This window comes from Chryseobacterium tagetis, assembly GCF_016735585.2.
Taxonomy (GTDB): domain Bacteria; phylum Bacteroidota; class Bacteroidia; order Flavobacteriales; family Weeksellaceae; genus Chryseobacterium; species Chryseobacterium tagetis.
This window is the reverse complement of the sequence record NZ_JAERSE020000003.1, coordinates 39,640-62,741: the sequence shown is the minus strand read 5'-3', so window position 1 is coordinate 62,741 and position 23,102 is coordinate 39,640. Positions and strand designations below refer to the sequence as shown.

The 23,102-nt window shown below is 34.7% G+C and carries 22 protein-coding genes; 4 read left to right on the top strand and 18 right to left on the bottom strand.

Going from position 1 to position 23,102, the window contains the following annotated elements:
- Positions 1-13: 13 nt before the first annotated feature.
- From JI747_RS10255 to JI747_RS10220, 8 genes are all read right to left on the bottom strand, one after another.
- On the bottom strand, positions 14-925 hold the full coding sequence (locus JI747_RS10255; RefSeq protein WP_225688352.1) for a hypothetical protein: 912 nt from the start codon (positions 923-925) through the stop codon (positions 14-16).
- Entirely contained in the window at positions 925-1,719 is a 795-nt protein-coding gene (locus JI747_RS10250; RefSeq protein ID WP_225688350.1) for a thymidylate synthase, read from the bottom strand. Before JI747_RS10250 ends, JI747_RS10255 begins: the two co-directional genes overlap by 1 nt.
- Before the next feature lie 142 nt (positions 1,720-1,861).
- Positions 1,862-2,611 carry an SDR family NAD(P)-dependent oxidoreductase gene (locus JI747_RS10245; RefSeq protein WP_225688348.1) on the bottom strand — a complete coding sequence of 250 codons (750 nt, stop codon included), beginning with the start codon at positions 2,609-2,611 and terminating at the stop codon, positions 1,862-1,864.
- A 321-nt stretch (positions 2,612-2,932) separates the two neighbouring features.
- On the bottom strand, positions 2,933-3,373 hold the full coding sequence (locus JI747_RS10240; RefSeq protein ID WP_225688346.1) for a hypothetical protein: 441 nt from the start codon (positions 3,371-3,373) through the stop codon (positions 2,933-2,935).
- A 109-nt stretch (positions 3,374-3,482) separates the two neighbouring features.
- Complete coding sequence (locus tag JI747_RS10235; RefSeq protein WP_225688344.1) at positions 3,483-4,832, bottom strand: alpha-amylase family glycosyl hydrolase; 1,350 nt, start codon at positions 4,830-4,832, stop codon at positions 3,483-3,485.
- Positions 4,833-4,982: 150 nt separating this feature from the next.
- Positions 4,983-5,582 (bottom strand): plasmid pRiA4b ORF-3 family protein, encoded by a 600-nt coding sequence (locus JI747_RS10230; RefSeq protein WP_225688343.1) that lies wholly within the window; start codon positions 5,580-5,582, stop codon positions 4,983-4,985.
- Between the two features lie 132 nt (positions 5,583-5,714).
- Positions 5,715-6,746, bottom strand: a complete 1,032-nt coding sequence (locus JI747_RS10225) for a sensor histidine kinase (protein ID WP_225688342.1) — start codon at positions 6,744-6,746, stop codon at positions 5,715-5,717.
- A 44-nt stretch (positions 6,747-6,790) separates the two neighbouring features.
- Positions 6,791-7,468, bottom strand: a complete 678-nt coding sequence (locus tag JI747_RS10220) for a response regulator transcription factor (protein ID WP_225688341.1) — start codon at positions 7,466-7,468, stop codon at positions 6,791-6,793.
- Positions 7,469-7,660: 192 nt separating this feature from the next.
- Between JI747_RS10220 and JI747_RS10215 the strand changes: the two genes are divergently transcribed.
- A complete protein-coding gene (locus JI747_RS10215) occupies positions 7,661-10,459 on the top strand; it encodes a TonB-dependent receptor domain-containing protein (protein ID WP_225688340.1) in 2,799 nt (932 codons plus the stop codon).
- A 41-nt stretch (positions 10,460-10,500) separates the two neighbouring features.
- Positions 10,501-11,925 carry a hypothetical protein gene (locus tag JI747_RS10210; protein WP_225688339.1) on the top strand — a complete coding sequence of 475 codons (1,425 nt, stop codon included), beginning with the start codon at positions 10,501-10,503 and terminating at the stop codon, positions 11,923-11,925.
- 110 nt (positions 11,926-12,035) lie between these two features.
- On the opposite strand, the gene JI747_RS10205 is transcribed toward JI747_RS10210, so the two are convergent.
- The 9 genes from JI747_RS10205 to JI747_RS10165 all read right to left on the bottom strand — a co-directional run bounded on the left by JI747_RS10205 (position 12,036) and on the right by JI747_RS10165 (position 21,342).
- Complete coding sequence (locus JI747_RS10205) at positions 12,036-13,274, bottom strand: amidohydrolase (protein ID WP_225688338.1); 1,239 nt, start codon at positions 13,272-13,274, stop codon at positions 12,036-12,038.
- Between the two features lie 77 nt (positions 13,275-13,351).
- The gene (locus tag JI747_RS10200) at positions 13,352-14,197 is read right to left on the bottom strand and encodes an AraC family transcriptional regulator (protein WP_225688335.1); all 846 of its coding nucleotides are present in this window, start codon (positions 14,195-14,197) and stop codon (positions 13,352-13,354) included.
- A gap of 54 nt (positions 14,198-14,251) precedes the next feature.
- Positions 14,252-15,583 (bottom strand): amidohydrolase, encoded by a 1,332-nt coding sequence (locus tag JI747_RS10195; protein WP_225688333.1) that lies wholly within the window; start codon positions 15,581-15,583, stop codon positions 14,252-14,254.
- 200 nt (positions 15,584-15,783) lie between these two features.
- A complete protein-coding gene (locus JI747_RS10190) occupies positions 15,784-16,308 on the bottom strand; it encodes a hypothetical protein (RefSeq protein ID WP_225688331.1) in 525 nt (174 codons plus the stop codon).
- Positions 16,309-16,365: 57 nt separating this feature from the next.
- Positions 16,366-16,731 carry a hypothetical protein gene (locus tag JI747_RS10185; RefSeq protein WP_225688330.1) on the bottom strand — a complete coding sequence of 122 codons (366 nt, stop codon included), beginning with the start codon at positions 16,729-16,731 and terminating at the stop codon, positions 16,366-16,368.
- A 748-nt stretch (positions 16,732-17,479) separates the two neighbouring features.
- Positions 17,480-18,766, bottom strand: a complete 1,287-nt coding sequence (gene hemL, locus JI747_RS10180; protein WP_225688329.1) for a glutamate-1-semialdehyde 2,1-aminomutase — start codon at positions 18,764-18,766, stop codon at positions 17,480-17,482.
- Between the two features lie 84 nt (positions 18,767-18,850).
- The gene (locus tag JI747_RS10175) at positions 18,851-19,909 is read right to left on the bottom strand and encodes a glucosaminidase domain-containing protein (RefSeq protein ID WP_225688328.1); all 1,059 of its coding nucleotides are present in this window, start codon (positions 19,907-19,909) and stop codon (positions 18,851-18,853) included.
- A 16-nt stretch (positions 19,910-19,925) separates the two neighbouring features.
- On the bottom strand, positions 19,926-20,834 hold the full coding sequence (locus JI747_RS10170; RefSeq protein WP_225688327.1) for a 1-aminocyclopropane-1-carboxylate deaminase/D-cysteine desulfhydrase: 909 nt from the start codon (positions 20,832-20,834) through the stop codon (positions 19,926-19,928).
- A 181-nt stretch (positions 20,835-21,015) separates the two neighbouring features.
- On the bottom strand, positions 21,016-21,342 hold the full coding sequence (locus tag JI747_RS10165; RefSeq protein WP_225688326.1) for a hypothetical protein: 327 nt from the start codon (positions 21,340-21,342) through the stop codon (positions 21,016-21,018).
- Positions 21,343-21,382: 40 nt separating this feature from the next.
- Between JI747_RS10165 and JI747_RS10160 the strand changes: the two genes are divergently transcribed.
- Together JI747_RS10160 and JI747_RS10155 are read left to right on the top strand one after the other, a co-directional pair.
- Positions 21,383-21,565, top strand: coding sequence for a DUF5522 domain-containing protein (locus JI747_RS10160; protein WP_029294953.1), 183 nt, complete (start codon positions 21,383-21,385; stop codon positions 21,563-21,565).
- A 1-nt stretch (position 21,566) separates the two neighbouring features.
- Positions 21,567-22,094 carry a DUF4136 domain-containing protein gene (locus JI747_RS10155; RefSeq protein WP_225688325.1) on the top strand — a complete coding sequence of 176 codons (528 nt, stop codon included), beginning with the start codon at positions 21,567-21,569 and terminating at the stop codon, positions 22,092-22,094.
- A gap of 122 nt (positions 22,095-22,216) precedes the next feature.
- Here the strand turns inward: JI747_RS10155 and JI747_RS10150 are convergent, their stop codons facing one another.
- Complete coding sequence (locus JI747_RS10150; protein WP_225688324.1) at positions 22,217-23,032, bottom strand: T9SS type A sorting domain-containing protein; 816 nt, start codon at positions 23,030-23,032, stop codon at positions 22,217-22,219.
- Positions 23,033-23,102 lie beyond the last annotated feature (70 nt).

The window sequence follows — 23,102 nt, the reverse complement described above, 5'->3', positions numbered from 1 at the left end:
CATATAAACGGCTTTATTTAGTAGGATATTCACCCGGAAAGATCCCATTAGGTTCTAATTCTTTTAAGATCTCATGATCATCACTGAACGGAGTATCTTTTTTCAGATAAGTAAGAATATATTCTTTATTTTCGGGATTCCTGAACGATAACAATTCCGACAGAACCATTTTTTTATTATAGAGAAAAGAATCATTTTTAATCATTGCAATAAGTTCTTTTTGAATACCATCAGCATAATCTCCCTTATGCCAATGCGCAAGATACCTTACTGCATCCATACTATGATTTTTAAACGCCAACTCTTCAATTCGTTTTCTGTAATTCTTGGAATATACTCTATACCTGAATGCCTCCTGTAAAAGACTTTCCGGTGAATTCGGAGTAAAGATGATCAAACTGTCTAGTTTACGTAATTTGGAATCTGTTCGTACATTTTTTAAATCCAAAGAACGGTAATAGGCGCTATACAAAGGTTCTGCTGGATTTTGATCTCCAACAATACAACCATCCTGTGTATGAATTGTAGTGGTAAGGTTTAAGAATTTCTGAAAAATCTCTTCCAGAAGTTCAGGTTTTCTGTTCAAAAGTCCTACCGATACATATACCGCAACAGTTTTATTTTTATTATTTAAAAGGGATACTAATTCATCGTCAGAAGCAGACTTCTCAAGTTTTTTAAAGTTTTCGAAATTTTCAGATCTCCCCTGACCTTTTCCTAACACTCCGGTTTCGTACGTATTAATTCCTGAAATCTGTTTTACAATGCTTCTCAGATGTTGAGGAACCGATACTGTATCAAAAACAGCATCTTTAGTATTGTCAAAAACTTCTATTACATCCGTATAGTCTGTCTTTTTCTCTTTTTCACAATTAAAAAGAAAATGAGCAGAAAGTATTAAAAGTACAAAATGAGAAATTTTCATTAGATCGCAACAGGTGCTTTGATCCCCGGATGCGGATCATAATTCTCCAATGTAAAATCTTCAAAATCAAAATCGAAAATCGATTTAATTTCAGGATTTAACTTCATGGTAGGAAGTGCTCTAGGCTCTCTTGAAAGCTGTTTCTGAACCTGCTCAAAGTGGTTGTTATAAATATGAACATCACCAAAACTGTGAACATAATCTCCTACTTCCAAATCACAAACCTGCGCTACCATCATCAATAACAGAGCATAACTTGCAATATTAAAAGGAACACCTAGGAAAACATCTGCACTTCTCTGGTATAATTGAAGCGACAATTTTCCATCTGCAACATAAAATTGGAATAAAGCATGACAAGGTGCTAAAGCCATATTAGGAATTTCAGCCACATTCCAAGCAGAAACGATTAGTCTTCTGGAATCGGGATTTTTTTTGATCTGGTCAATAACTTCCGTAATCTGATCCACCACTTTTCCATCTGCACCATTCCAGCTTCTCCATTGCGCTCCGTAAACAGGTCCCAAATCTCCGTTTTCATCCGCCCATTCGTCCCAGATCGAAACTCCGTTGTCTTTTAAATATTTAATGTTGGTATCTCCTTTCAGGAACCAAAGCAGTTCATAAATAATAGATTTCAAATGCACTTTTTTGGTCGTTACCATAGGAAAACCTTTCGACAAATCATATCTAAGCTGGTATCCGAAAACACTTCTGGTTCCGGTTCCCGTTCTGTCGGTTTTGTCTGTTCCGTTATCTAAAATATGTTGTAAAAGGTCTAAATAATTTTGCATTTTGAAAGCTGTTTATAGTGTCCAAATTTAGAAAAAACTTAATGATTTTTTGTTATTGTAAGATATAAAAAAAGCATTCATGGTGATGAATGCTTTCTATGATTTTGAAGTTCTTTTGTTTTTAAAAATAAGAACTCCTGATTTAAATTGCCGTGTATCCTCCGTCGACAAGATAATATCCTCCTGTCATAAATGATGATTTGTCAGAGCTTAAGAAAAGAACAAGTTCTGCTACTTCCTGAGGTTTTCCCAATCTTCCCATTGGGTGTTTTGCAATCAGCGCTTCTTTCATATCTCCACTTGTATTTTCTAAAAGTGGTGTTTCAATATAAGCAGGGCCTACTGAATTACATCGGATATTTTTTTGTCCGTATTCTGCTCCAATATTTTTTGTAAGACCTACAACCGCGTGTTTTGCCGAAGTATAAGCCGATGAAAGCGGTGCTGCCACTGTACCATGGATGGATGCGATGTTCACAATTACTCCGCCTCCATTTTTATCCATTTGTTCCAGTTCATATTTACAGCCGTAGAAAACACCGTCTAAGTTTACACTTAATACTTTTCTCCAGCTATCGAGACTGTAATTTCCTGTCAATTCCTGTTCACCACCGATTCCTGCATTGTTACATGCAATATCCAATCTACCGTATAGTTCAACTGTCGACTTTACCAACGCTTCCACTTCTTCTGCTTTCGATGTATCTGCTTTTACAAATGACGCTTCTCCTCCTGCTGATTTTATTTTTTCTACCGCCTGTTTTCCATGCTCTTCATTAATGTCTGAAACAATCACTTTTGCTCCTTCTTTAGCGTACGTTTCTGCGATAGCCAATCCGATTCCTGAACCAGCACCTGTCACAATTGCTACTTTATTTTCTAAAATTCCCATATTGATAAAATTTTATATGTTTCATTAAATAACTAACAACAAGTTACAAAGAAACCGTACACGTTTTAAAATTTTAACAATAAAGTTTTCTTAATTTTACAACAGTTTAGTTAAATTTCCTAAAACTGTTTTATAAAAATCAATAATTCTTAGAAAAATAAAATAAAAAGGCAATGTTCTCACTATTTTGATTAAAAATTATAATTTCATGAAAGGAGAAATCTACCTATTCATAGATTCTTCATTCCACTTTGTTTCATTCAGAATAACAATTACACATTTACAACTAAAGCGGATTCTTTTATTGGGTCACAGTTCCATTTACCATATTTTTTCAATTACCTGTTGGATATTGTTTATGATAAAGGTTTCTTTTTCTTGCTTCCCCAACATTGCTTTTATTAATGGAGATTCTATTGAAACGGTCATAATTTTTTGATTATCGAGAATAATTTCTCCCAATGAAACCGAAACATAGAATAACCCTTTGTCCGTCTTCACCAACGCTCCGTTTTGTACTTTTAAAGAAGGTTCTGAGGTGATCTTCTGAAGCAAAGCCTGCTGGTTGAGTGTTTCATTGAGTTGTCTTGTAAGGTTATTGATTTCCTGCTGAAGCATTTCCCGGCCCGTTTCATACTTATCTCCCATGGAACTTTTGGTGTCGTTATTTGAAGCTCTTGTTTCAGCTATTAACTTTTCAAAAGTATGAATCTTGTCTGCCGTTTTTATTTTTATAGTATCTAATATCTGTTGTTTATCCATTTTTTTCTTAAAAATAGTATTCATTTGAAAATGTATTCTACAATGAATAATAGTGCTTTCTCAAATTTTTAATCATTTGAAGAAGTAAGTGTCTATTTTGCCTTACTAACTATTTCTCAAATACTGCGTAATCTGAGACTTGAAAATTAAAATATTTCCCTTGATTAAAATCGCGTTTGGAACCGTCAAAAACATTTACAAAAGCTCCGGATAAATAATCATCTTCAATCGTAAATTCAACCGGATCTTTTGACATATTCAATACCACCAAAATCTCATGTTCCCCATTTTTTCTTACATAAGCAAAAATCTTTTCATTTGCTGTTGTATTCAAAATATAGGTAGAAGCTGCAGGATCACCTCCTCTTAAAGCAGGATTGGAAGATTTTAAATTCAATAATGTTTTATAGAAAGTAGCATTCTGATAGTTATTCGTCCATTTGATCGCGTCTTTTTCAAAAAACTCCAGTCTTTTGTTATTAGGAAGTTCTTGCCCTGAATACAACAACGGAACCCCATTCCAAGTCACTGAAAAAACAGCCATTGGTTTTGTGATGACTCCATATTTTTCATATTCCGTTCCGTTCCACGAGTTTTCATCGTGATTGGACGTGAACCAGGCTCTCATAGAACCATTACCAATTTTTGCATATTGTTCGAGTAAGTTTTTCAGATCATGCAAAGGCTGGTTTTTGTTGTAATAGTCATTCGAAGCATGCATCCACTTCCATGAATAGCTTGCATCAAATACTTTTCCGTATTCAGGATTTTCCAGTTCGTCAAATTCTCCCAGCCAGAAAAGAGGTTTTATAGTTTCTACTTCCGGCCTTGCCTGCTGCCAAAAATCCACTTCAACCCAAGATGCCAAATCACATCTGAACCCGTCTATATTGGTTTCTTTTACCCAAAACTTCATAGCATCAATCATTGCTTTTCTCATTTCCTGATTTTTATAATCCAGTTCAATGATATCATCCATTCCGGACGCAATATGGAATTTCCCATCGGGATCTTTTAAATAAAATTCAGGATGGGTTTTCGTCCACACATGATCCCAACCTGTATGATTGGCCACCCAATCGATAATCACTTTGAAACCTAATCTGTGAGCAGCATTTACCATGTGTTTAAAGTCTGCCATCGTTCCAAATTCGGGGTTGATAGAAACATAATCTGAAGCCGCATAAGGACTTCCCATGCTTCCTTTTTTATTTTGCTGGGCAATAGGTGTAATAGGCATAAACCAAAGCGTTTTCACTCCCATTGCTTTCAGTCTGGGCATTTCTTTTTCAAATGCTCTGAAAGTTCCTTCTTCTGTATATTGCCTTACGTTGACTTCGTAGATATTAGTTGTATGCTTCCATTCTTTCGGAAAATCCATAGTGCTTTTGTTTATATTTTGTGTTGTACAGGAAATCATTCCTGCACCAATTATCGTCGATAAAATCCATTTTTTCATTTATCTATTTTTAACAAAAATAACGAATTGGGTTATAATAGATATGAATCACAGATGATAAATATTGTTAATAAAATATTTTTTTATTCGGTGTATTCAACAAAAAGCCCTGAATTTTCATTCAGGGCTGTATTATTTTTTAGCTATTTTTTATCTTTCATCGTCATTATCATCTTCTTCGTCAAAAGCATCATCATTGTAGTCTTCTTCCTCATCATCAAAGTTGTCATCATCTTCATCCGCAAAGTTGTTGCTTCCTCCTCCAAAATCATCATCGAAACCGAAATCATCCTCCATTAAAGGCATTGCCGATTTTTTCTTCCCGCCTCCTGAAGCACCGTTTTTGCTAGGAGCTTTTAAAGGAACGTTTCCAAATCTGTATACCGTGATAGGATAATTAACTCCTTTTGTCTCGTCAATCACTTCAACCAACTCACAGAAGAATTCCCAAAGATCTAAAAGTCCGTACTGGAACTGAGCTTTATCTCCTGCACTTTCGAAGGCTTCATCAATGTACACATCTGACATAATTTCGCCATCACCGTCGTCACTCATATCTTCCAACGGAACACTCTTTACTATTGTTCCATCTTCTTCAAGTAAATTAAAAGTTGAAAGCTCGTCTCCCTGCAAGCTGAATGCACTTTTAATTCCTAAATGTAAGTTCCATAGCGTCTGTTTTCCTTTAACTTCGATATCACGGAAAATATCTTCTTTCGCATCTAATATTACGCGGATTTTGTAAACCATATCAGTTTTTAAATTACTTTTTGCCTTTTTTATTACGATAAATCTCTGCTGCAAATATATAATAAATGACATGTGACAAAAAAATATTTCAGAATTTTTTAAAATATTTTTTTTTCTTACATTTTGCCGAAACTATTTACTTTTTTCGAGCATAAAACTGAACTTCGTTCCTTCAAGATATACACTTTCTACGGTAATGTTTTCGTTGTGAGCTTCCAGAATATGCTTCACAATCGCCAATCCGAGACCAGAACCACCTTCTCTTCTACTTCTGCTGGTTTCCACACGGTAAAATCTCTCAAAAATTCTAGGCAATAATTCTGATTTTATCCCCATTCCGTTATCTATAACTTCTATGAGCACTTTATTTTTCAGAATGCTTGTTTTTACCACTACTTTAGCTTCCTGCCTGTTTGCATAATGAATCGCATTGGAAATTAAATTGATAAAAACCTGAGACATTTTCTGTTTGTCGGCATCTACAAAAATCTGAGGATGCAACGTCTGAATCTGTAATGTGGTATTGCGTTTTTCTGCTTCAAGATCGAGCAGATCAAAAATCTCTTTGATAAGCAGATTCACATCAAATCTGGAAACGGTAAGATTGATTTCCCCGGCTTCAAGTCTATTAATCATATCCAAATCTGTTACAATCGCAATAAGTCTTTCAACAGATTTATCAATTCTTTCCAGATATTTATCCCGAATGGTCAAATTATCTACGCCTCCGTCTCTTAATGTTTCTACATATCCCTGAATGGAAAACAGAGGTGTTTTAAGCTCATGGGAAACATTTCCGATGTATTCTTTACGATAGCTTTCCATTTCTTTCATCATGTCAATTTCGGTAACCTTCTGCTGATTAAGATCTGAAAAACGCTCTCCTAATTCTTTTATGGTAATATTCTCATCGTTGTCCTGAACAATTTCCTGAGGTAAAAGCTGAGAAAGCCCACGAACCTGCTTTTTTCCATAATAATTAAAAAGCAGTTCCAACACCAAATAGTTGATAATAAAAATAAAAACCAGACAAATAAGAAGTCCTATTCTGAAGAATGGGGTCTGGTCATAAAGATCCTTCAGCCAATCAAAAATGATGACCAAGAGGAACATCACCACTGTAAGTAAACCAGAGGTGGCGAGGGTAAGTCTGTAAAATTTCAATTTTACAAATATTTAATAATTAATTGTATGTCTAAAGTTCCGGATTAAACGATAAGTTTATATCCGATTCCTTTTAAAGTCTGAATGGTATTAATTCCTAATTTTTCTCTTAGTCTACGGATGTGCACATCGATTGTTCTTTCTCCTACAATGACATCATTTCCCCAAACTTTTTCAAGAATTTCTTCTCTTTTGAATACTTTTTCTGTATTGGAAGCTAAAAGATACAACAAATCAAATTCTTTCTTAGGTAATAAAAACTGCTGCCCAGCTTTTGAAACTCTAAAATTGTCTTTGTCGATTACCAAATCCCCGATTTCAATCAATTTAGCATTATCAGAAACCTGAGAAGTCAGCTGTAATAATGCATTTACTTTAGAAGTAAGAATTTTCGGCTTGATCAGTTTTACGATATAATCATTTGCTCCTGCTTGAAAACCTGCTAGTTGTGAGAATTCTTCGCTTCTTGCAGAAAGGAAAACAATTAATGTTTTTTGAAGTTCTTTTATTTTGCGAAGTTCCTGACAGGTTTCGATACCATCTTTTTCCGGCATCATTACATCTAATAAGATAAGATCTGGGATAATTTCTTTGGCTTTTTCAATTCCTTCGTTACCATTGGTAGCGGTATAAATGTCGTAGCCTTCTTTTTCTAAGTTGTAAGACAGAATCTCTAAAATATCCAGTTCATCGTCTATTAAGAGGATTTTCTTTTGGTTCATTTTCAATTTTTACGAGTCAAAGTTAATAATTTTTAAAGCACAGATTAACAAATCGGCTATCGTTCACATAAAGTTAACAATTAATTCCTTTTCTTAATATTTAGTTAAGAAAAATTTAAATTTTACTAAACCATAAACCCCGACAATCTTTTATTCCTTTGCAGCGAAAGAATTTTAGTAAGATAAAGTAAAATGAAAAAACAAATCCACAAGAGCATTATGCTACTTGCCTTGTTTTCTGCTGGCTACGCATTTGCACAAAGTCAGATTCTAGAAGGTAGAGTATTGGACGAGAAAGACAATACTCCCATAGAAGGAGTAAAGGTAAAAGTAAATAATCAGGAGGTGACAACTGATATTTCCGGAAACTACTCTCTAAGCCTTCCTCCTGGAACAAATTATATCATCACAGTAACTTCCAACGGATACAACAGAAAAGAGATCAGCGAAGTTGTTATAAAAGGTGATGCAAACACTCATCTTGATATTGTTTTGAATAAGCCAGCTTCTACTAAAGAAAAACAAATCGAAGGGGTAGTTATAAAATCCAGCGCAAAAAAAGAAACTATTGCTTCTACCATAGGATTACAAAGAAATGCAGGTGTTGTTTCACAGGTAATCGGTGTTGAAGCTATCAAAAGAAGTCCGGACAGAAATACAGGAGAAGTTCTGAAAAGAGTATCCGGAGTAAGTTTATTCGAAGGAAGATACATTGTAGTAAGAGGTTTATCTGACCGTTATAACCAAGCCATGTTGAATGGTATTCAGTTATCAAGTACTGAACCGGACAGAAAGACTTTCTCTTTTGACCTTTTCCCAGCCAATGTTATCGAAACGCTTGTTATCAACAAGACTTTCATCCCTGAATACAGTGGTGAATGGGCAGGAGGATTGATCCAAGTAAATACTAAAGATATTCCGAGCAAGAATTTTTTCAATGCACAAGTTGGTGTAGGAGGAAACTCTATCACAATGGGGCATGAATTTAAAATGCAGAAAGGAGGAAAATGGGATTTCTTAGGAATTGATGACGGATCAAGAAAACTTCCTGATGGTATGCCTGCAAAAAATGCATTCAGCAGTTTGGATGATGCTAGTAAAACAGGATTCGGACAAAAATATGTAAAAAACCTAGGCTACAATTCTATTGGTTATCCTGAAAACGTAAATTTACAGTTAGACGGAGGTTTCAATACAAAACTTTTCGGAAAGGATTTAGGAGTTATTGCGGTTTTAAACTACAGCAACAACAAGAGAAAAATTGAAACAGCAAACAGTTTCTTCACAATCAACGGTCCTTTAGCTGATACCAACTTTGATTATTATACTGAAAAATATCAAAATGATGTTATTTTAGGAGGTTTATTAAACCTAACGTTAAAGCTTAACAGCAATAACAAAATTTCCCTGAAGAATATCATTACGAACAATACAACAAACCATATGTCTTTCAGAACAGGAAAAGATTTCGAATTCGATCCTGTAAACGGAACCAACATTATGGCAAGAGAAATTGGATTTAAAGAAACTACTTTCTATAATTCAACTCTAAACGGAACACACAAAATTAATACTTTAGGAGGTATTACTTTAAACTGGTACGGAAGTTTCGGTATTTTGGATCAGTATATTCCATTATTACAGCGTTTACAATACAATCAATATCCTGATATCACCGGAAGCCCTTATTTGGCTTTGATTTCAAATGGTCTTTCTCAAAAATCAGGAAGTGTATTCTACTCTACTCTTAGCGATTATTTATACAATGCCGGAGGTGATTTATCTAAAACTTTTGAAATGTTTGGAGGCCAAAAACAAACAATTAAAGGTGGATATTTATTTCAGGTGAAAGACAGAATTTATAACTCAAGACCTTTTTCTGTAAGACTTCAAGGTTTTAATCAAGGATTACTTTCTCAACCTTTCGAAACTATTTTCAACCCTGAAAACTTTGGAACTGATGGAAGTAAATTCACTTTCGACGAAATCTCAGGAAACCAGTATAGATATATTGCGAATACAATCCTAAATGCAGGCTATTTGCAGATGGACAACAACTTTACACCTTGGTTCAGAGCTGTTTGGGGATTAAGAGTTGAAAACTTCGATCAATTGGTTGGAAGTACAAAAAGAAGCGATGACCGTTTCGTAAATACTCGTGTTACTGACTTTTTACCCGCTTTAAACATGACATTCAAGTTAACTAATAACATGAATTTACGTGTTGCAGGTTCACAGACTGTTGTAAGACCGGAATTTAGAGAAGTTTCTCCATTAGCATATTATGATTTCGATTTAGGAGCTACGGTTGTTGGTAACAAAAATATCCAAAGAACTAAAATTACCAATGCCGACGTTCGTTGGGAATGGTATCCAAGAAACGGAGAAATCCTTTCATTAGCAGGTTTTTATAAAAACTTCAAAAACCCGATCGAATTATATTTTAATCAATCAGGTGCAGGAACAAGTAACACGTTCAACTACTTAAATGTAGATAAAGCTGATGCTTACGGAGCTGAATTAGAATTCAGAAAAAAACTTGATTTCTTCAGTGCTCTTAAAAACTTCACATTGGGTGGAAACTTCGCTTTAATCAAAAACAAAGTAACCGACGAAGCAACAAAAACAAACAGACCAATGCAAGGACAATCTCCTTACACTGTGAACTTAAGCCTTCAATACGATACTGAAAAAACAGGTTGGACTTCAACAGTACTTTTCAATATGATCGGAAGAAGAATCCTTTATGTAGGAAACGACCAGGTTCCACCAATCTGGGAAAATCCAAGACCTCTTCTTGATTTTCAGATTGCTAAAAAAATCTGGCAGAATAAAGGAGAAATTAAGCTTAACGTTTCAGATATCCTGAACCGCCACGCGAAATTCTACCACGATCTAAACAACAACAAAAAATATGACAGTGCAGATGCACTTGCTATAGACAGAGTAACAGGTACAAACATCAGCTTAACTCTAGGATATAGCTTCTAATTAATTTAATTGAATATCTAATAAAAAATAAGTCTTATAACATGAAAAAAATTGTTTTATACTCTTTAATGCTTGGTACTTTAGTAACTACTGTAACAGCATGTAGAAACATAGAAGAAGATGGACAAACTATAGTTCAAGGTGGTTCAGGAAGCGGAAGTACTGAAAACCTGATTCTTTCTGGAAAGATCACTTCGAATCTTACACTTAAAGCTAACAATACTTATAAGTTAAGAGGATTAGTATATGTAACTAACGGAGCTACTTTAACAATCGAGCCCGGAACAAAAATCGTTGGTGAGGCTGATAAAAACGGATCGTTAATTATTACAAGAGGAAGTAAGATTATGGCAGAAGGTACTGCTGCCAACCCAATTATCTTTACTTCTGAAAAACCAAGTCCTAAAAGAGGAGACTGGGCAGGTTTAGTAATCTTAGGATCTGCTCCTACAAACGCTTCTTACAACGGACAAGCAGGTATTGGAGAGATTGAAGGTGGTATCAACAATACTGAAGGTCTTGGTCTTTACGGTGGTACAAATGCTGCTGACAACAGTGGTGTTTTAAAATATGTAAGAGTAGAATATGCAGGTTATGCATTCTTACCGGATAAAGAAATCAACGGAATTACTTTCGGTGGTGTTGGTAACGGTACTACTGTAGATTATGTAGAAGTTGCTTATGCAAATGATGATAGCTTTGAATGGTTCGGAGGAACGGTAAACTGTTCTCACCTTATCGCTTACAAAGGTCTTGATGATGATTTTGATACTGATAACGGTTTCTCAGGGAAAGTTCAGTTCGGTATTGCGGTAAGAGACCCTCAGATTGCTGACGTTTCAGGATCAAATGCATTCGAATCTGATAACGATGCAAATGGTTCTTCTTTAACGCCACAAACTGGAGCAACATTCTCAAATATGACAATTATTGGTCCAATCAACTCTTCTTCAAGCACAAATACCAATGCAGGTACAATCAACGTTTTGTTCCAGAATGCTTTACAGATCAGAAGAAATTCTTCAATCTCTATATTTAATTCTGTTTTCACAGGATACCCTGTAGGTTTATTCATTGATGCTACAAAAGGTACTCCAACAGACAACAATATTGGTGGATCAAGTCTTGTTTTCCAAAACAATATTTTAGCAGGAAATACAGCTCAGTTAAAATTTGCAGGATCTACAACTACTCCTACAACTTTCACTTTAACAGATCTTACAAACTGGTTCAATGCGGGAGGAAACACTCTACAGACTTATACAGCTGATGTAAAATTAACAGGAGCATGGGCTCCGGCAGGAACTACTCCAAACTTCTCTCCTGCTGCAGGATCTGCTTTATTAACTGGTGGTGTATTTACTCACGCAAAATTAACAAACTGGTTTACCCCGGTAACGTATAGAGGTGCTGTAAAAGACGCTAACGATACTTGGTATGCAGGTTGGACAAACTACAATTTATAATATATAGTAAATAGTTTCTTCATATCAAATTGAAAAATAATCCATCTCGTCATCGGGATGGATTATTTCATTAATAAAAACAAGTATTAAAAAAACTCAACTATATATATTTAATTTTTCCAAAATAAATTTCCTTTATTCATCAAACCTTCCACATTCGAAATCCTCGAAACCGCTTCTGCAGAACAGCTTGCATCCACTAAAACTACATTTGCTTCATCACCGATTTTTGGCCATTGCTGCTCTCCTCTATTATTTAACGGAAGCCTATTTTGAGTTGCAAATTCCAACGCCCTCGAAAGCTCAAATTCAGATTCGTAGCCATATAGTTCCGCAATTAAATTGGCTTTCTGCAGCATATTTCCTGAACCGAATGTACTCCAGTAATCCTGCACATTATCATTTCCGATCAAAACATTCACTCCATACTTTTTCAATACAGGAATCGGCATTACTTTCCCCCTGAAGGGCACAGAAGAAGCGATCCCCACTTTCGCAGCAGCTAATTTTTCAGCGATCTCTTGTGCTTCGTTTCTATTTAAATAGGCTAAAGCAAACGCATGGCTCACAAAAGTTTTCCCTTGCAGCTCCGGATTTTCAATGGCTTTATCTATTAAATAATTGATTGTTTTCATCCCCGATTCTCCGGTTTCATGCAAATGAATATCAATTCCTTTATGATGGTCCAAAGCCAATTGAATTGTGAAATCCAATACCTTTTCTATATTTCCGTCAATGCTCAAAGGATCCAACCCACCAATGAAACCTACACTTTTCAACTTTGCCGCTTCCTCCATCAAAGGAGCCGACTTCGTATAATAAACACCATGCTGCGGAAAGGCAACCAGCTCCGCACTGAATGAATCTTTCTTATTTTCTAATGCTTTTTCTAAATTCTCTAATGATTTCAGCCCTGAAGTAGGATCAATATTAAAATGCGTTCTTGCAAAATTTGTCCCGTAGTTTTGTAACAGATCAATGAGCTGTTCTGCTCTTTCCACTGAAGTTTTCAAAAGCTCAGGAATGATTTCCTGTTCGTAGGCAATCATATCCTTTACCGTTCTTCTTTTGGGTGAAAGCGCTTGCCACGGAAGTCCATACAACGTTTTATCCAGATGAATATGCATATCCTTAAATGCAGGAAGCATCAGTTTGCCTTTTGCATCTATTGCCTTTAAATTGGAATCGTTTGGATTGATTGATTTTATTTTCCCATCTTCAATTTCAATAGAAAACAGTTCTGTTTTTGTCCTAATTACATCTTCATTATCATATTCGAAACCCGTCTCCAAACGGACGTTTTTTAACCAGTAATTTCCTTTTGCTATAGCTTGATAAGATGATTGCATAACTCTCATTTAGTCATACAAAGTTACGCTGGCAGAATTTTAAACAGGAGTACAATTCATGTCTTATTCTGTACAGATCATTCTTTGAACTGTGATGGCGTCATTCCGGTTTGCGCTTTGAAGAATTTAGAAAAACTGGCATGATCGTAAAAACCCAGATCATAAACAATATCTTTTACTGACATTTCAGAAACTTTCAGCAGACGTTTTGCTTCAAGCAAAATCCTGTCCTGAATTAATGAAGAAGCCGAAACATTAAGGCTTTTCTTACAGACAATATTGAGGTAATTGGCTGAAATATTCAATTTATCTGCATAAAAAGAAACTAAACGTTCCGATTTGAAGTGTTCATTAATTAAATTTAAAAATTTGGAAATGATCGGATTCGAATTGTAAATTTCAAAATCTTTAAAAGTACCTTCCACCGATTTACTTACTAATAACCCGATAAGCTCACTTCTTTTCTGAATCAGTTCCCAGAATACTTTCTCCTCACCGAGTTCCTTCTTGATAGCCTGAAATTCATGCAGTAACAATTCATATATTTCCTTCGAAACCGTAAAAGCAGGATGTTGAAAATAATAAGACGAAGAAAACCGTAAAGCAGGAAGAAAACTTTCATACCATTCTCTACTGATCATTAATTGATACCCAATCGTTTCTTTTTCAATCGTCCATTGATGAACCTGATCCGGAAACACCAGATGAACCTGATGATCATCAATTGTATATTCCACAAAATCGATAATGTGTATTCCTTTTCCTTTTTCAAAAAGATTAATGATAAAAAAATCATGCTTATGAGGCTCATCAATCCGTCTTTCACCACTCAGCTCATTAAAAAGCAGATCGCAACCTTTAGACTGTTTTTCTGCAAATTCATGAATTCCGAGAATCGGAAAATAATCTGACTGATGGCTCATTCTGTAATAATTTACCCTAAAATACGTAAATTTTATCAAAATGAAATTTTCTTCTTAAAACACAATATTCCCCTGATGGATCAGCGATTCCACATTAGAAATTCTTGAAACAGCTTCTGCAGAACAGCTTGCCTGTAAGAATACCAAATCTGCATCATCTCCAACTTTCGGCCATTGCTGATTTCCTTTATCATCCAACGGTAAAATATTTGCCGTCGCCAGTTTTAGACTTCTCGATAATAAAAATTCTGTAGACTGGCCGTACAATTGCGCCATTAGATTAGCTTTTTGCAATACACTTCCTGTTCCGAAAGTATTCCAGTGATCGACAATGCTGTCATTTCCCGTCAATACCTTTACATTATATTTATACAGAGTTGGAATAGGCATAACTAAGCTCCCAAAAGGAATCGTAGAAACAATTCCAATTTCTGCATTGCCTAATTTTTCTGCAACTTCTTCCTGTTTTGTTTTCTCCAGTTTACCTAAAACGAAACAATGACTTAAGTAGGTTTTTCCTTTCAACGAAGGATTTTCGTTGACTTTATCAATTAAATATTCAACCGTTTTCAAACCGGATTCCCCACTTTCATGCAAATGAATATCAATTCCCTTTTTGTGGTCTAAAGCCAGCTGAACGGTAAAATCCATTGTTTTTTCTATCGCTCCGTCAATTGTAAAAGGATCTACTCCACCGATAAAATCAATATCCATTTTTGCCGCTTCCTTCAGATACGGAACAGAATCCGTATAAAAAACTCCATGCTGCGGAAAAGCAACCAATTCGGCTCCGAAAGTTTTCTTTTTATGTTCTAAAGCTTTCTGTAGATTTTTTAAAGAGTCTAATTTGGAAGTAGGTTCAATATTTACATGGCTTCTTGCAAAAGAAGTTCCTTTCGACTGTAATAATTCGATCATTTTTTCCGCCTTGAACGTTGAGTTCTTCAACAATTCTGGCATCATTTGCTGCTCCAGAGCGATCATTCCTTTTACTCCGCCGGTTCTCTTTCTAACAGCCTGCCATTTATCACCATAAAAAGTTTTATCTAAATGAATATGCATATCTTTGAAAGCAGGAAGCATCAAAAATCCTTTTGCATCAATCGCTTTTGCATTAGGCTGATTAGGAGAAATCTTGATAATTTTTCCGTTTTCAATTTCAATATAAAATAAATCGGTCTTTGTAGCAATCACTTCACCTTCTTCATATTCAAAGCCTGTTTCAAGACGAACATTTTTTAAAGCTAATTTTTCTTTTGAAGAAATAGTGGCATCATTAAAAATTGAAGTTGCTCCCAACCAATTTGAAGGTAAAGCCAGTCCTGCCATTGCCAAAGCTGAATTTTTAAGAAAATCTTTTCGTGATATGCCGCTTGAATTGTTCATTTCCAAATTATTTACAACAAATTTAGAAAGAACGAAAATGAATAACGGGTACGAATTATTGTATTGTCTGTACGATTTATTAGAAATAAATTTCCTCTTTGTCAAAAAAGATTTAAGATCATCTTAAGATAAAAAAGAATACTTCTCCTTGAAAAAGTATTCTTTTTTACTTTGCTTGTTCTAAAAAAATTAGACTATTTTTAGGATATCACTACAATATAATCATTATTCGTTCCACCTGTATAAAAAGAAGTTACAGATATATTAGGATCAGAATATGTCATTGGGTAAGTGAGTATCATATGCGTTCCACCGATTACTTCTATTCTTACATCATAATTCACGGTAAATCCTCCTTGTGCCGAAGGATCATTAGGATCCCAATATTCCACTTGCATACCTCCCCACCCAGTTAAAGTTCCAAATGGAGTATTTAATGCAGGACTTGCAGATGCTAAAGTAAGATAATTGGTTGTAGCTGCTGTTGCCACCCACCAATTATTTATGGGAACAGTTGACAGTTGAGAATTCATATATTTTCTATAAGAAGTTATATTACGCCCAAGTGGATCCCCAACTGGATAGACATTATCATTAAATGGACCGCTCAACGCAGGAAAAGAACCGTTATTAGTAGCACTAACGTGCCCACCCATTATAAATCTACTATAATTCAGAATCTGCATTTCATCGGTTGTAGCATATGGAGGACCTTGAGCATTCATAAAATAAATTGTACCTGATGCCAGCAAAAGTGTTAATAGTTTTTTCATAGTCATATTTTAATTATTAGATTTTACTTTTGTTCTATATATTTTGATATTTTCCTGATAAACTCTGAGACCTTTTTCTATTACGTCTCTTTTATTCAGTTTTTGCAATTCTGTCTCAGACATCCCTTTTTCTAAAACCAGTTGGGTAGCGACAGGTAATAAAATCTTAATACCTTCTTCATTAAGTAACTTATCGCGGCCAACATATCTTTCACCTCCTTTGCTAATAGCTTTTAAAGCACTCTCAAAATTGGTAACCACATCATTTTTAAGGCTTTCTACTGTTTCTGGTGTTTCTACAACTTGTCTTTGTTCATTTTGGCAACTCGTCATGAGCGTACAGCCAACTAATGCAATAAATGCAATTCTTTTCATGATTTTTTTAATTTTTGTGATTAATAATTTTAAAATATCTGTTTGTTTATAACCTGTTTATTATTTTATGTTTTTTCTTTCATCAAAATCATCATTTTGTCAGCCATTAAGTTCATGGGATAAAAATATTTAATGAAAAAAGAAGTGTATTTTTTTGTATTCATTGAAAATCTAAGAATTAGGGATTTATATTTTCATTAAGAAGAACTTGTATTTCTCCAATCTTATCAGGAGAGATACGATCAAGAAAATAATACATTTCCGAAAGCCTTTATTAAAAGATTTTTTCTGACGATTAAATACAAAATAACTTATCGAGGCAGGAATAGCACAGACCAATGCTGTTTGTCTATAATAGGTTTAAAGGAAAGTAGATAGGTATTAAAAATTAGATACAGTTTTTCTCTATCCAATTTGAATAAAATTGTATTTCTCATATAACGATTTGGTGATGATTACTAGTATCCTATCTATAATAGAATACTTTTCGAAAATATGTAAAATAATTCACTTATGGGTAAATTATTTAACTTTTTTTAATTCTCAAGCTAAGTTTTACTCCTTGCTCAACAAATAAACATCACAAAATGAAGCTTTTGGAAATAAAATAGGAAAGCTTTTTTAGCTTTCCTAGTAATAGCAAATTATGATTTTGCTGAATGATTTTACTAAATCAAGAAAAATATATTTCCTGATTTATGGAAAAGGTTGCCTTTATATGACAACCCTTATCCTTTTAATTTTTATCTTAATTCGAATATTCAAATTTTCTGACTGCTTCCAGCGTCATATCAATTTCTCGGTCTTTTATCGCATCGCTGATGAAATACGTTTCATAACCACTTGGCGGAAGATAAATTCCGTTTTGTAATAACTGATGGAAGAAATTATTAAACAATGAATGATTAGCATTCTGAGCTTCATCAAAATTAGAAACCCTGTTGATATGGAAAAATACAGACATCATTGATCCTTTTCTGTTGATTCTATGTGCAATTCCTTTTTCATTTAAAATCTTTCCGATTTCAAAATCTAAAGTTTCTGTAGTTTTTGCCAATCTATTGAAAAATTCAGGATCGTTTTTGATGATCTGTAAAGTCTTCAAACCTGCTCTCATTGCCAAAGGATTTCCACTTAAAGTTCCAGCCTGATAAACTCCACCTTTAGGTGCTAAGTGATCCATAATTTCGTTTCTTCCAGCAAAAGCTCCCACCGGAAGTCCGCCTCCGATTACCTTCCCATAAGTCACCAAATCCGCTTTTACATTGAAAAGTTCCTGAGCTCCACCAAAAGCCAATCTGAAACCGGTCATTACCTCATCAAAGATTAATAAAGCTCCGTTCTCATCACAGATTTTTCTTAGTTTTTGAAGGAATTCATTTTCAGGAAGAACACATCCCATATTTCCGGCAACAGGCTCGATAATTACAGCTGCAATTTCACCCTGGTTGTGTCTGAACAAATCTTCAACCTGTTCAAAATCGTTATATCTTGCTAATAAAGTATCTTTTGCCGTTCCCGCAGTGACGCCCGGAGAATTCGGATTTCCAAAAGTAGCAGCACCACTTCCCGCCTTGATCAAAAATGAATCTGAGTGACCGTGATAGCAACCTTCAAATTTTATGAATTTATCTCTTCCCGTAAAACCTCTCGCCAGTCTGATAGCACTCATACAAGCTTCCGTTCCCGAAGAAACCATTCTGATCTGGTCGATATTAGGAATATTTTCTGTAATGAATTTTGCGATCTCAGTTTCTAATTCTGTAGGAGCACCGAAAGAAAAACCTTTCTCTGCCTGAATTTTTAACTCTTCCAAAACTTCGGGATGAGTATGTCCTAAAATGGCAGGTCCCCAAGAATTTATATAATCAACGTACGTATTATCATCAGCATCTGTAAGGTAAGCTCCTTTGGCAGATTTCATAAAAACAGGAACTCCTCCCACCGATTTGAACGCACGAACCGGAGAATTTACTCCACCCGGAATGTATTTGTAAGCTTCATCAAATAAAGCTGAACTTCTTTGGTATCTCATATCTTTATCAGTAAAATTAACAATTGCTAGTCAGTGGCCAATATATTTAACCATCAACTAGCAATCACCAATATATAAATTAAATTAATTTCTGGGTTTTTTATCAATCAAATAAATCAGCTGTCCTGCAGAAGGTTTTTGGCCTTCATCCATTCTGTTTTTAGCATATAATTTATTCAATTTAATTCCGAATTTCTGAGCGATATCATGCATATCTTCCCCAGATTCGGCTTTGTAAGTCGCCGTATTTCCATCTGAGTTTTTAGATTCTAGGAAAACAATATCGTTTTTGTGTAAAACATCTGTTTCTAATTCATTCCATTTTAAAAGTTTGCTTTCGCTTACTTTAAATTTATTGGCAATGAATTGCACATTGGTATCTTCAGGAATGATGATATATTTCAACCCGTCATTAGGATGGCTTTTAATCAAAATTGAATTAAGGATTTCAGCTTTTGTTTTAATCCTCTCTACTCTTTTCTGTTGCTGAGCATAAGAGGTCGGCTTATAAGGAACTTCTACTGTAACCGGCTCTTTTGATTTTTTTATCGCCTTTGAAGGTTCAAGCTGCGCCATAAAAGTCCGGTCATCTTTCAGATCGGGATACATTTTTAGGACTGCATACAGAACTTCTTTAGAGTTAGTATCATCAAATTCGTATAACTTATATCTTTCAATTTTCCCGATCAGGATCGAAGCATAACGAGGATTCGTTGCATACCCTGCTTTTTTCAAACCTGTTGCCCATGCTTTGTAATCTTTCATATCCAGATTGAAAAGATTTGCATAATATTTCCTTGTCGCTAAAAATATGGAGTGATCTTCGTAAGATTGCCTCGGATCTTCATATACACGAAAACACTCATTGGGAGCATCATCCGTATGTTTCATTGTTTTCCCCGTCCAATCTTCTTTACACTTTATTCCGAAATGGTTTTTTCCTTCCAGAGCCAGTCTGCTTTGTCCGCCTCCGGTTTCCAAAAGTCCCTGCGCAAGAGTGATAGAAGCCGGAATTTTATATTTTTCCATCTCCTCTACCGCATATTTTGCAAATTTTTGGATATATTGGTCTTCGGTCGCCCAGGTCTGAGCTGAGAATTTTGATAAAACTAAAAGGCTAATTAGTAAGAAAAGTCTTTTCATGTTTTTCAATTTTACTTTATATAATTAATTTTCTGTTCTGTTTTTGTAAAAGCAGATTTGCTCCCTCAATCCCCTGCAATCCACCGGTATGAAAGCACAAAACCCTGCTGTTTTCAGGAAAATAGTCTTCTTCAATCAGTTCAAAAACCTTCTGCATCATTTTTCCTGTATAAATCGGTTCCAAAGGAATTCCGTATCGCTCTTTAAAATCATTGATAAAACGGATATTTTCATCTTTTATTTTACCATAACCGCCAAAACTTGAATCTATTAGATCAAAATTTCTTTTCAAAGTTAATTCAAATATTTTATTCTCCAATGAAGAATCGTCTACCGCCTTAAATCCTATAACTTTCTGATTGTCTTCACTAAATTTTAAAATCCCTGCAATTGTTCCTCCAGTTCCGACCGCCGTGCAAAGATAATCAAAATCTTTTGTTTCGTCATTCAGCATCATTTTCACCCCGTTTACGGCATCTTCATTTGTTCCTCCTTCCGGTACAATCAATGCTTCGGGAAATTCTTTCTGTAAATATTGGGTAAGTTTTTCTTTATCGCGGTACTCTTCTCGGGTAACAAATCTAAAATCCATCCCATTCTGATGGGCAAAAACTAAAGTCGGATTGTTACACCACTTATTTTGTAGCTCTTCTCCACGAATCATTCCCAATGTTGGAATCTTAACCAAATTTCCCACTGCAGAAACCGCAGAAATATGATTTGAAAAAGCCCCTCCAAAAGTTATGATAGATGGATTTTCAGGATTTTTCTCTAAATATTGATTGATATTAAAGAAGAGTTTCCAATACTTGTTTCCCGAAATTTGAGGGTGAATTAAGTCTTCTCTTTTCATAAAGAGCTTCACTTTTTTGTTGACAGAGATTTCCTGAATCGGGATATTTTGTATGGGAGGCTGTAGTAGCATTCTTTAGCTTAAATCGTGTTTACAAAATTAGTGTTTTTATATTTTCCAGATTTTATTACGTGTTCTCTCGCAGATTTCATGGATTACGCTGATGTTTTTGGAAATTTTTAATATACTTTTTGTGGAAACTAGTTTTGTTTACGCTAATAAATTTTAAACAAAAAACATTACCCCAAACCGTTTACAAATATTTCCTGAAGCTCCAGAATTTTCTTTTTTTGAGATAATTTAAGTCTAATTCATTGGAATAAGCTTCCCTTTCAAAAGAGATTCTTCTGTACGCCAAATCTTTATTTTTGAGCTTCAACAACCAGTAATAGTATTCAAGTATGTAAAAAATATAGAAAAAAATCACTAAAAGCTCCAATTGTTGTCTTAAATGGATTTTTTCATGATTGATAAGTATATTATTTTGTTTATCTTCGAATTTCCTAATGAAGATAAAGGGAAAGAGAGCAATGCCATTAATTTTTAATCTTTTTAAAGGCTTTTGGCATATAATTATCATATTAACAAATATAAGTTTTTTTAACTTAGAGATTTAACCTATGGCACTTTTTGACATCAAAGAAGGTGAAGACTTTTACTACAACGAACAGGGGTACAAGGTTTTTACAGAAAAATTTCATCTGAAAAGAGGACATTGCTGTAAAAGTGGCTGTAGACATTGTCCTTATGGATACGATAAAAAGACCGATACATTCATTAAAAACGATAAAAAAAATAAATAAAATGAAAAAATATATTTTTATTTTGTTAGCCGCGGCTACGTTGGGTTTAACATCTTGTAGTCCATTCAACGTACGTTCTGATTATGCTGATACAGCAAATTTTACTTCATATAAAACTTATAAATTAAGAATTGATGATTTAAAATTAAATGACATTGATAAAGACAGGGTTTTGAATGAATTGTCGAGACAGCTTCAAAGCAAAGGTCTTCAGTCCGGAGAAAATCCAGATTTGATCGTAAATGTAAAAGCAAACCATAAAAAAATCACCGACATTACAAGCAATTCTCCTTACGGAATGTACGGTTGGGGTGGTTCTTTCGGATGGGGTATTGGAATGAACAGAACCTGGACCAGCAATTATAATGAAGGAGCAATTATCGTTGATTTGGTAGATGCAAGAACAAGCAAATTGGTTTGGCAGGGAATAGGAAGCGGAATTTCTGTAGACAGACCAAAAGCTAAGCAAAAACAAATCCCGGAAATCATGGCGGAAATTATGAAAAATTATCCTCCACAGAGAAAATAGATTTAAATCAATCAAATATATTAAAAGCCGATGCAAACTTTGTGTCGGCTTTTTGTTGCATGTTACCAAGAGAAAAGGCTGTCGACAGATCAACAGCCTTTTCAGAGGAAATTTAAAAAAAATTAGTTTTTGATTGATTTGAACGACTTATTCGTTCCGTTTTTAAAGTGTAAGGTCACAAAATACACTCCTTTTTCCAAGTCTGACAATTGTATTGCTGCGGATGGTTTTTCCAGAGTTTTGATCAGCCTTCCTGAAGCATCAGTAACGGAAACTTTTATCAGATCTTTAGTATCTGAAATATTTAATACATCATTAAATGGATTTGGATAAATTCCTATTCCTGATTGAATATTATTTTCAGCAGTTGACAAATTCTGAATTTGTTCCCAAACTGCATCGTCCCAATAATGCCCTGCAAAAGAAGTTCCCGGATTTCTGATTGCCAGTCTCGCTCCTGAAGGAACTGTAGTTGGAACTGTGAAGATTCTTTCTGCTGCACTATCGGTATAACTTGTATTATTGATATTGATAGGCTGAAGAACAACAAAAGTATTGGCATCTGCAGGATCTGTAACATATCCGAATTCAAGATAACCTGCAGAATTTGCCTTCATCTTCACCCTGAACTGATGAGTTCCTGCATTGATATTTGAAACCGGAGGCATTACTACGATAGAGATTGTTCCTGTCCCATATCCGAACTGATAGATCTGGCTGGTTCCTGATGCAGGTTGCGTACTTGAAATAATCTGGCTTGCATTATTCAGCCTTATGCTGTTCCAGCAGGTAGGTACAACTCCCATTGTACAGCAGGAGTACGCATCAAAATTTTCTGAAAATTCAGCTACCGGATTGCATTGTGCATTGAAGAATAAAACCCCACAAAAAGTACTGATTATGGGTAAGCATTTTTTAGTAAGTAAATTTTTAATCATTCTAAATAAAAATAATAACACGAAATTATACATTCCATTAGATTCAGCAATATTAATTTTATATGATTTT

Bases quoted from the DNA above. Each gene is read 5' to 3' on its own strand.
- JI747_RS10205 (WP_225688338.1), bottom strand. From the start codon at position 13,274: ATGCAATCATCTTATCAAGCTATAGCAAAAGGAAATTACTGGTTAAAA.
- JI747_RS10235 (WP_225688344.1), bottom strand. From the start codon at position 4,832: ATGAAAAAATGGATTTTATCGACGATAATTGGTGCAGGAATGATTTCC.
- JI747_RS10255 (WP_225688352.1), bottom strand. From the start codon at position 925: ATGAAAATTTCTCATTTTGTACTTTTAATACTTTCTGCTCATTTTCTT.
- JI747_RS10220 (WP_225688341.1), bottom strand. From the start codon at position 7,468: ATGAACCAAAAGAAAATCCTCTTAATAGACGATGAACTGGATATTTTA.
- JI747_RS10175 (WP_225688328.1), bottom strand. From the start codon at position 19,909: ATGAAAAGACTTTTCTTACTAATTAGCCTTTTAGTTTTATCAAAATTC.
- JI747_RS10230 (WP_225688343.1), bottom strand. From the start codon at position 5,582: ATGGTTTACAAAATCCGCGTAATATTAGATGCGAAAGAAGATATTTTC.
- JI747_RS10240 (WP_225688346.1), bottom strand. From the start codon at position 3,373: ATGGATAAACAACAGATATTAGATACTATAAAAATAAAAACGGCAGAC.
- JI747_RS10185 (WP_225688330.1), bottom strand. From the start codon at position 16,731: ATGAAAAGAATTGCATTTATTGCATTAGTTGGCTGTACGCTCATGACG.
- JI747_RS10150 (WP_225688324.1), bottom strand. From the start codon at position 23,032: ATGATTAAAAATTTACTTACTAAAAAATGCTTACCCATAATCAGTACT.
- JI747_RS10155 (WP_225688325.1), top strand. From the start codon at position 21,567: ATGAAAAAATATATTTTTATTTTGTTAGCCGCGGCTACGTTGGGTTTA.
- JI747_RS10190 (WP_225688331.1), bottom strand. From the start codon at position 16,308: ATGAATGCTCAAGGTCCTCCATATGCTACAACCGATGAAATGCAGATT.
- JI747_RS10160 (WP_029294953.1), top strand. From the start codon at position 21,383: ATGGCACTTTTTGACATCAAAGAAGGTGAAGACTTTTACTACAACGAA.
- hemL (WP_225688329.1), bottom strand. From the start codon at position 18,766: ATGAGATACCAAAGAAGTTCAGCTTTATTTGATGAAGCTTACAAATAC.
- JI747_RS10210 (WP_225688339.1), top strand. From the start codon at position 10,501: ATGAAAAAAATTGTTTTATACTCTTTAATGCTTGGTACTTTAGTAACT.
- JI747_RS10250 (WP_225688350.1), bottom strand. From the start codon at position 1,719: ATGCAAAATTATTTAGACCTTTTACAACATATTTTAGATAACGGAACA.
- JI747_RS10200 (WP_225688335.1), bottom strand. From the start codon at position 14,197: ATGAGCCATCAGTCAGATTATTTTCCGATTCTCGGAATTCATGAATTT.
- JI747_RS10165 (WP_225688326.1), bottom strand. From the start codon at position 21,342: ATGATAATTATATGCCAAAAGCCTTTAAAAAGATTAAAAATTAATGGC.
- JI747_RS10195 (WP_225688333.1), bottom strand. From the start codon at position 15,583: ATGAACAATTCAAGCGGCATATCACGAAAAGATTTTCTTAAAAATTCA.
- JI747_RS10245 (WP_225688348.1), bottom strand. From the start codon at position 2,611: ATGGGAATTTTAGAAAATAAAGTAGCAATTGTGACAGGTGCTGGTTCA.
- JI747_RS10170 (WP_225688327.1), bottom strand. From the start codon at position 20,834: ATGCTACTACAGCCTCCCATACAAAATATCCCGATTCAGGAAATCTCT.
- JI747_RS10215 (WP_225688340.1), top strand. From the start codon at position 7,661: ATGAAAAAACAAATCCACAAGAGCATTATGCTACTTGCCTTGTTTTCT.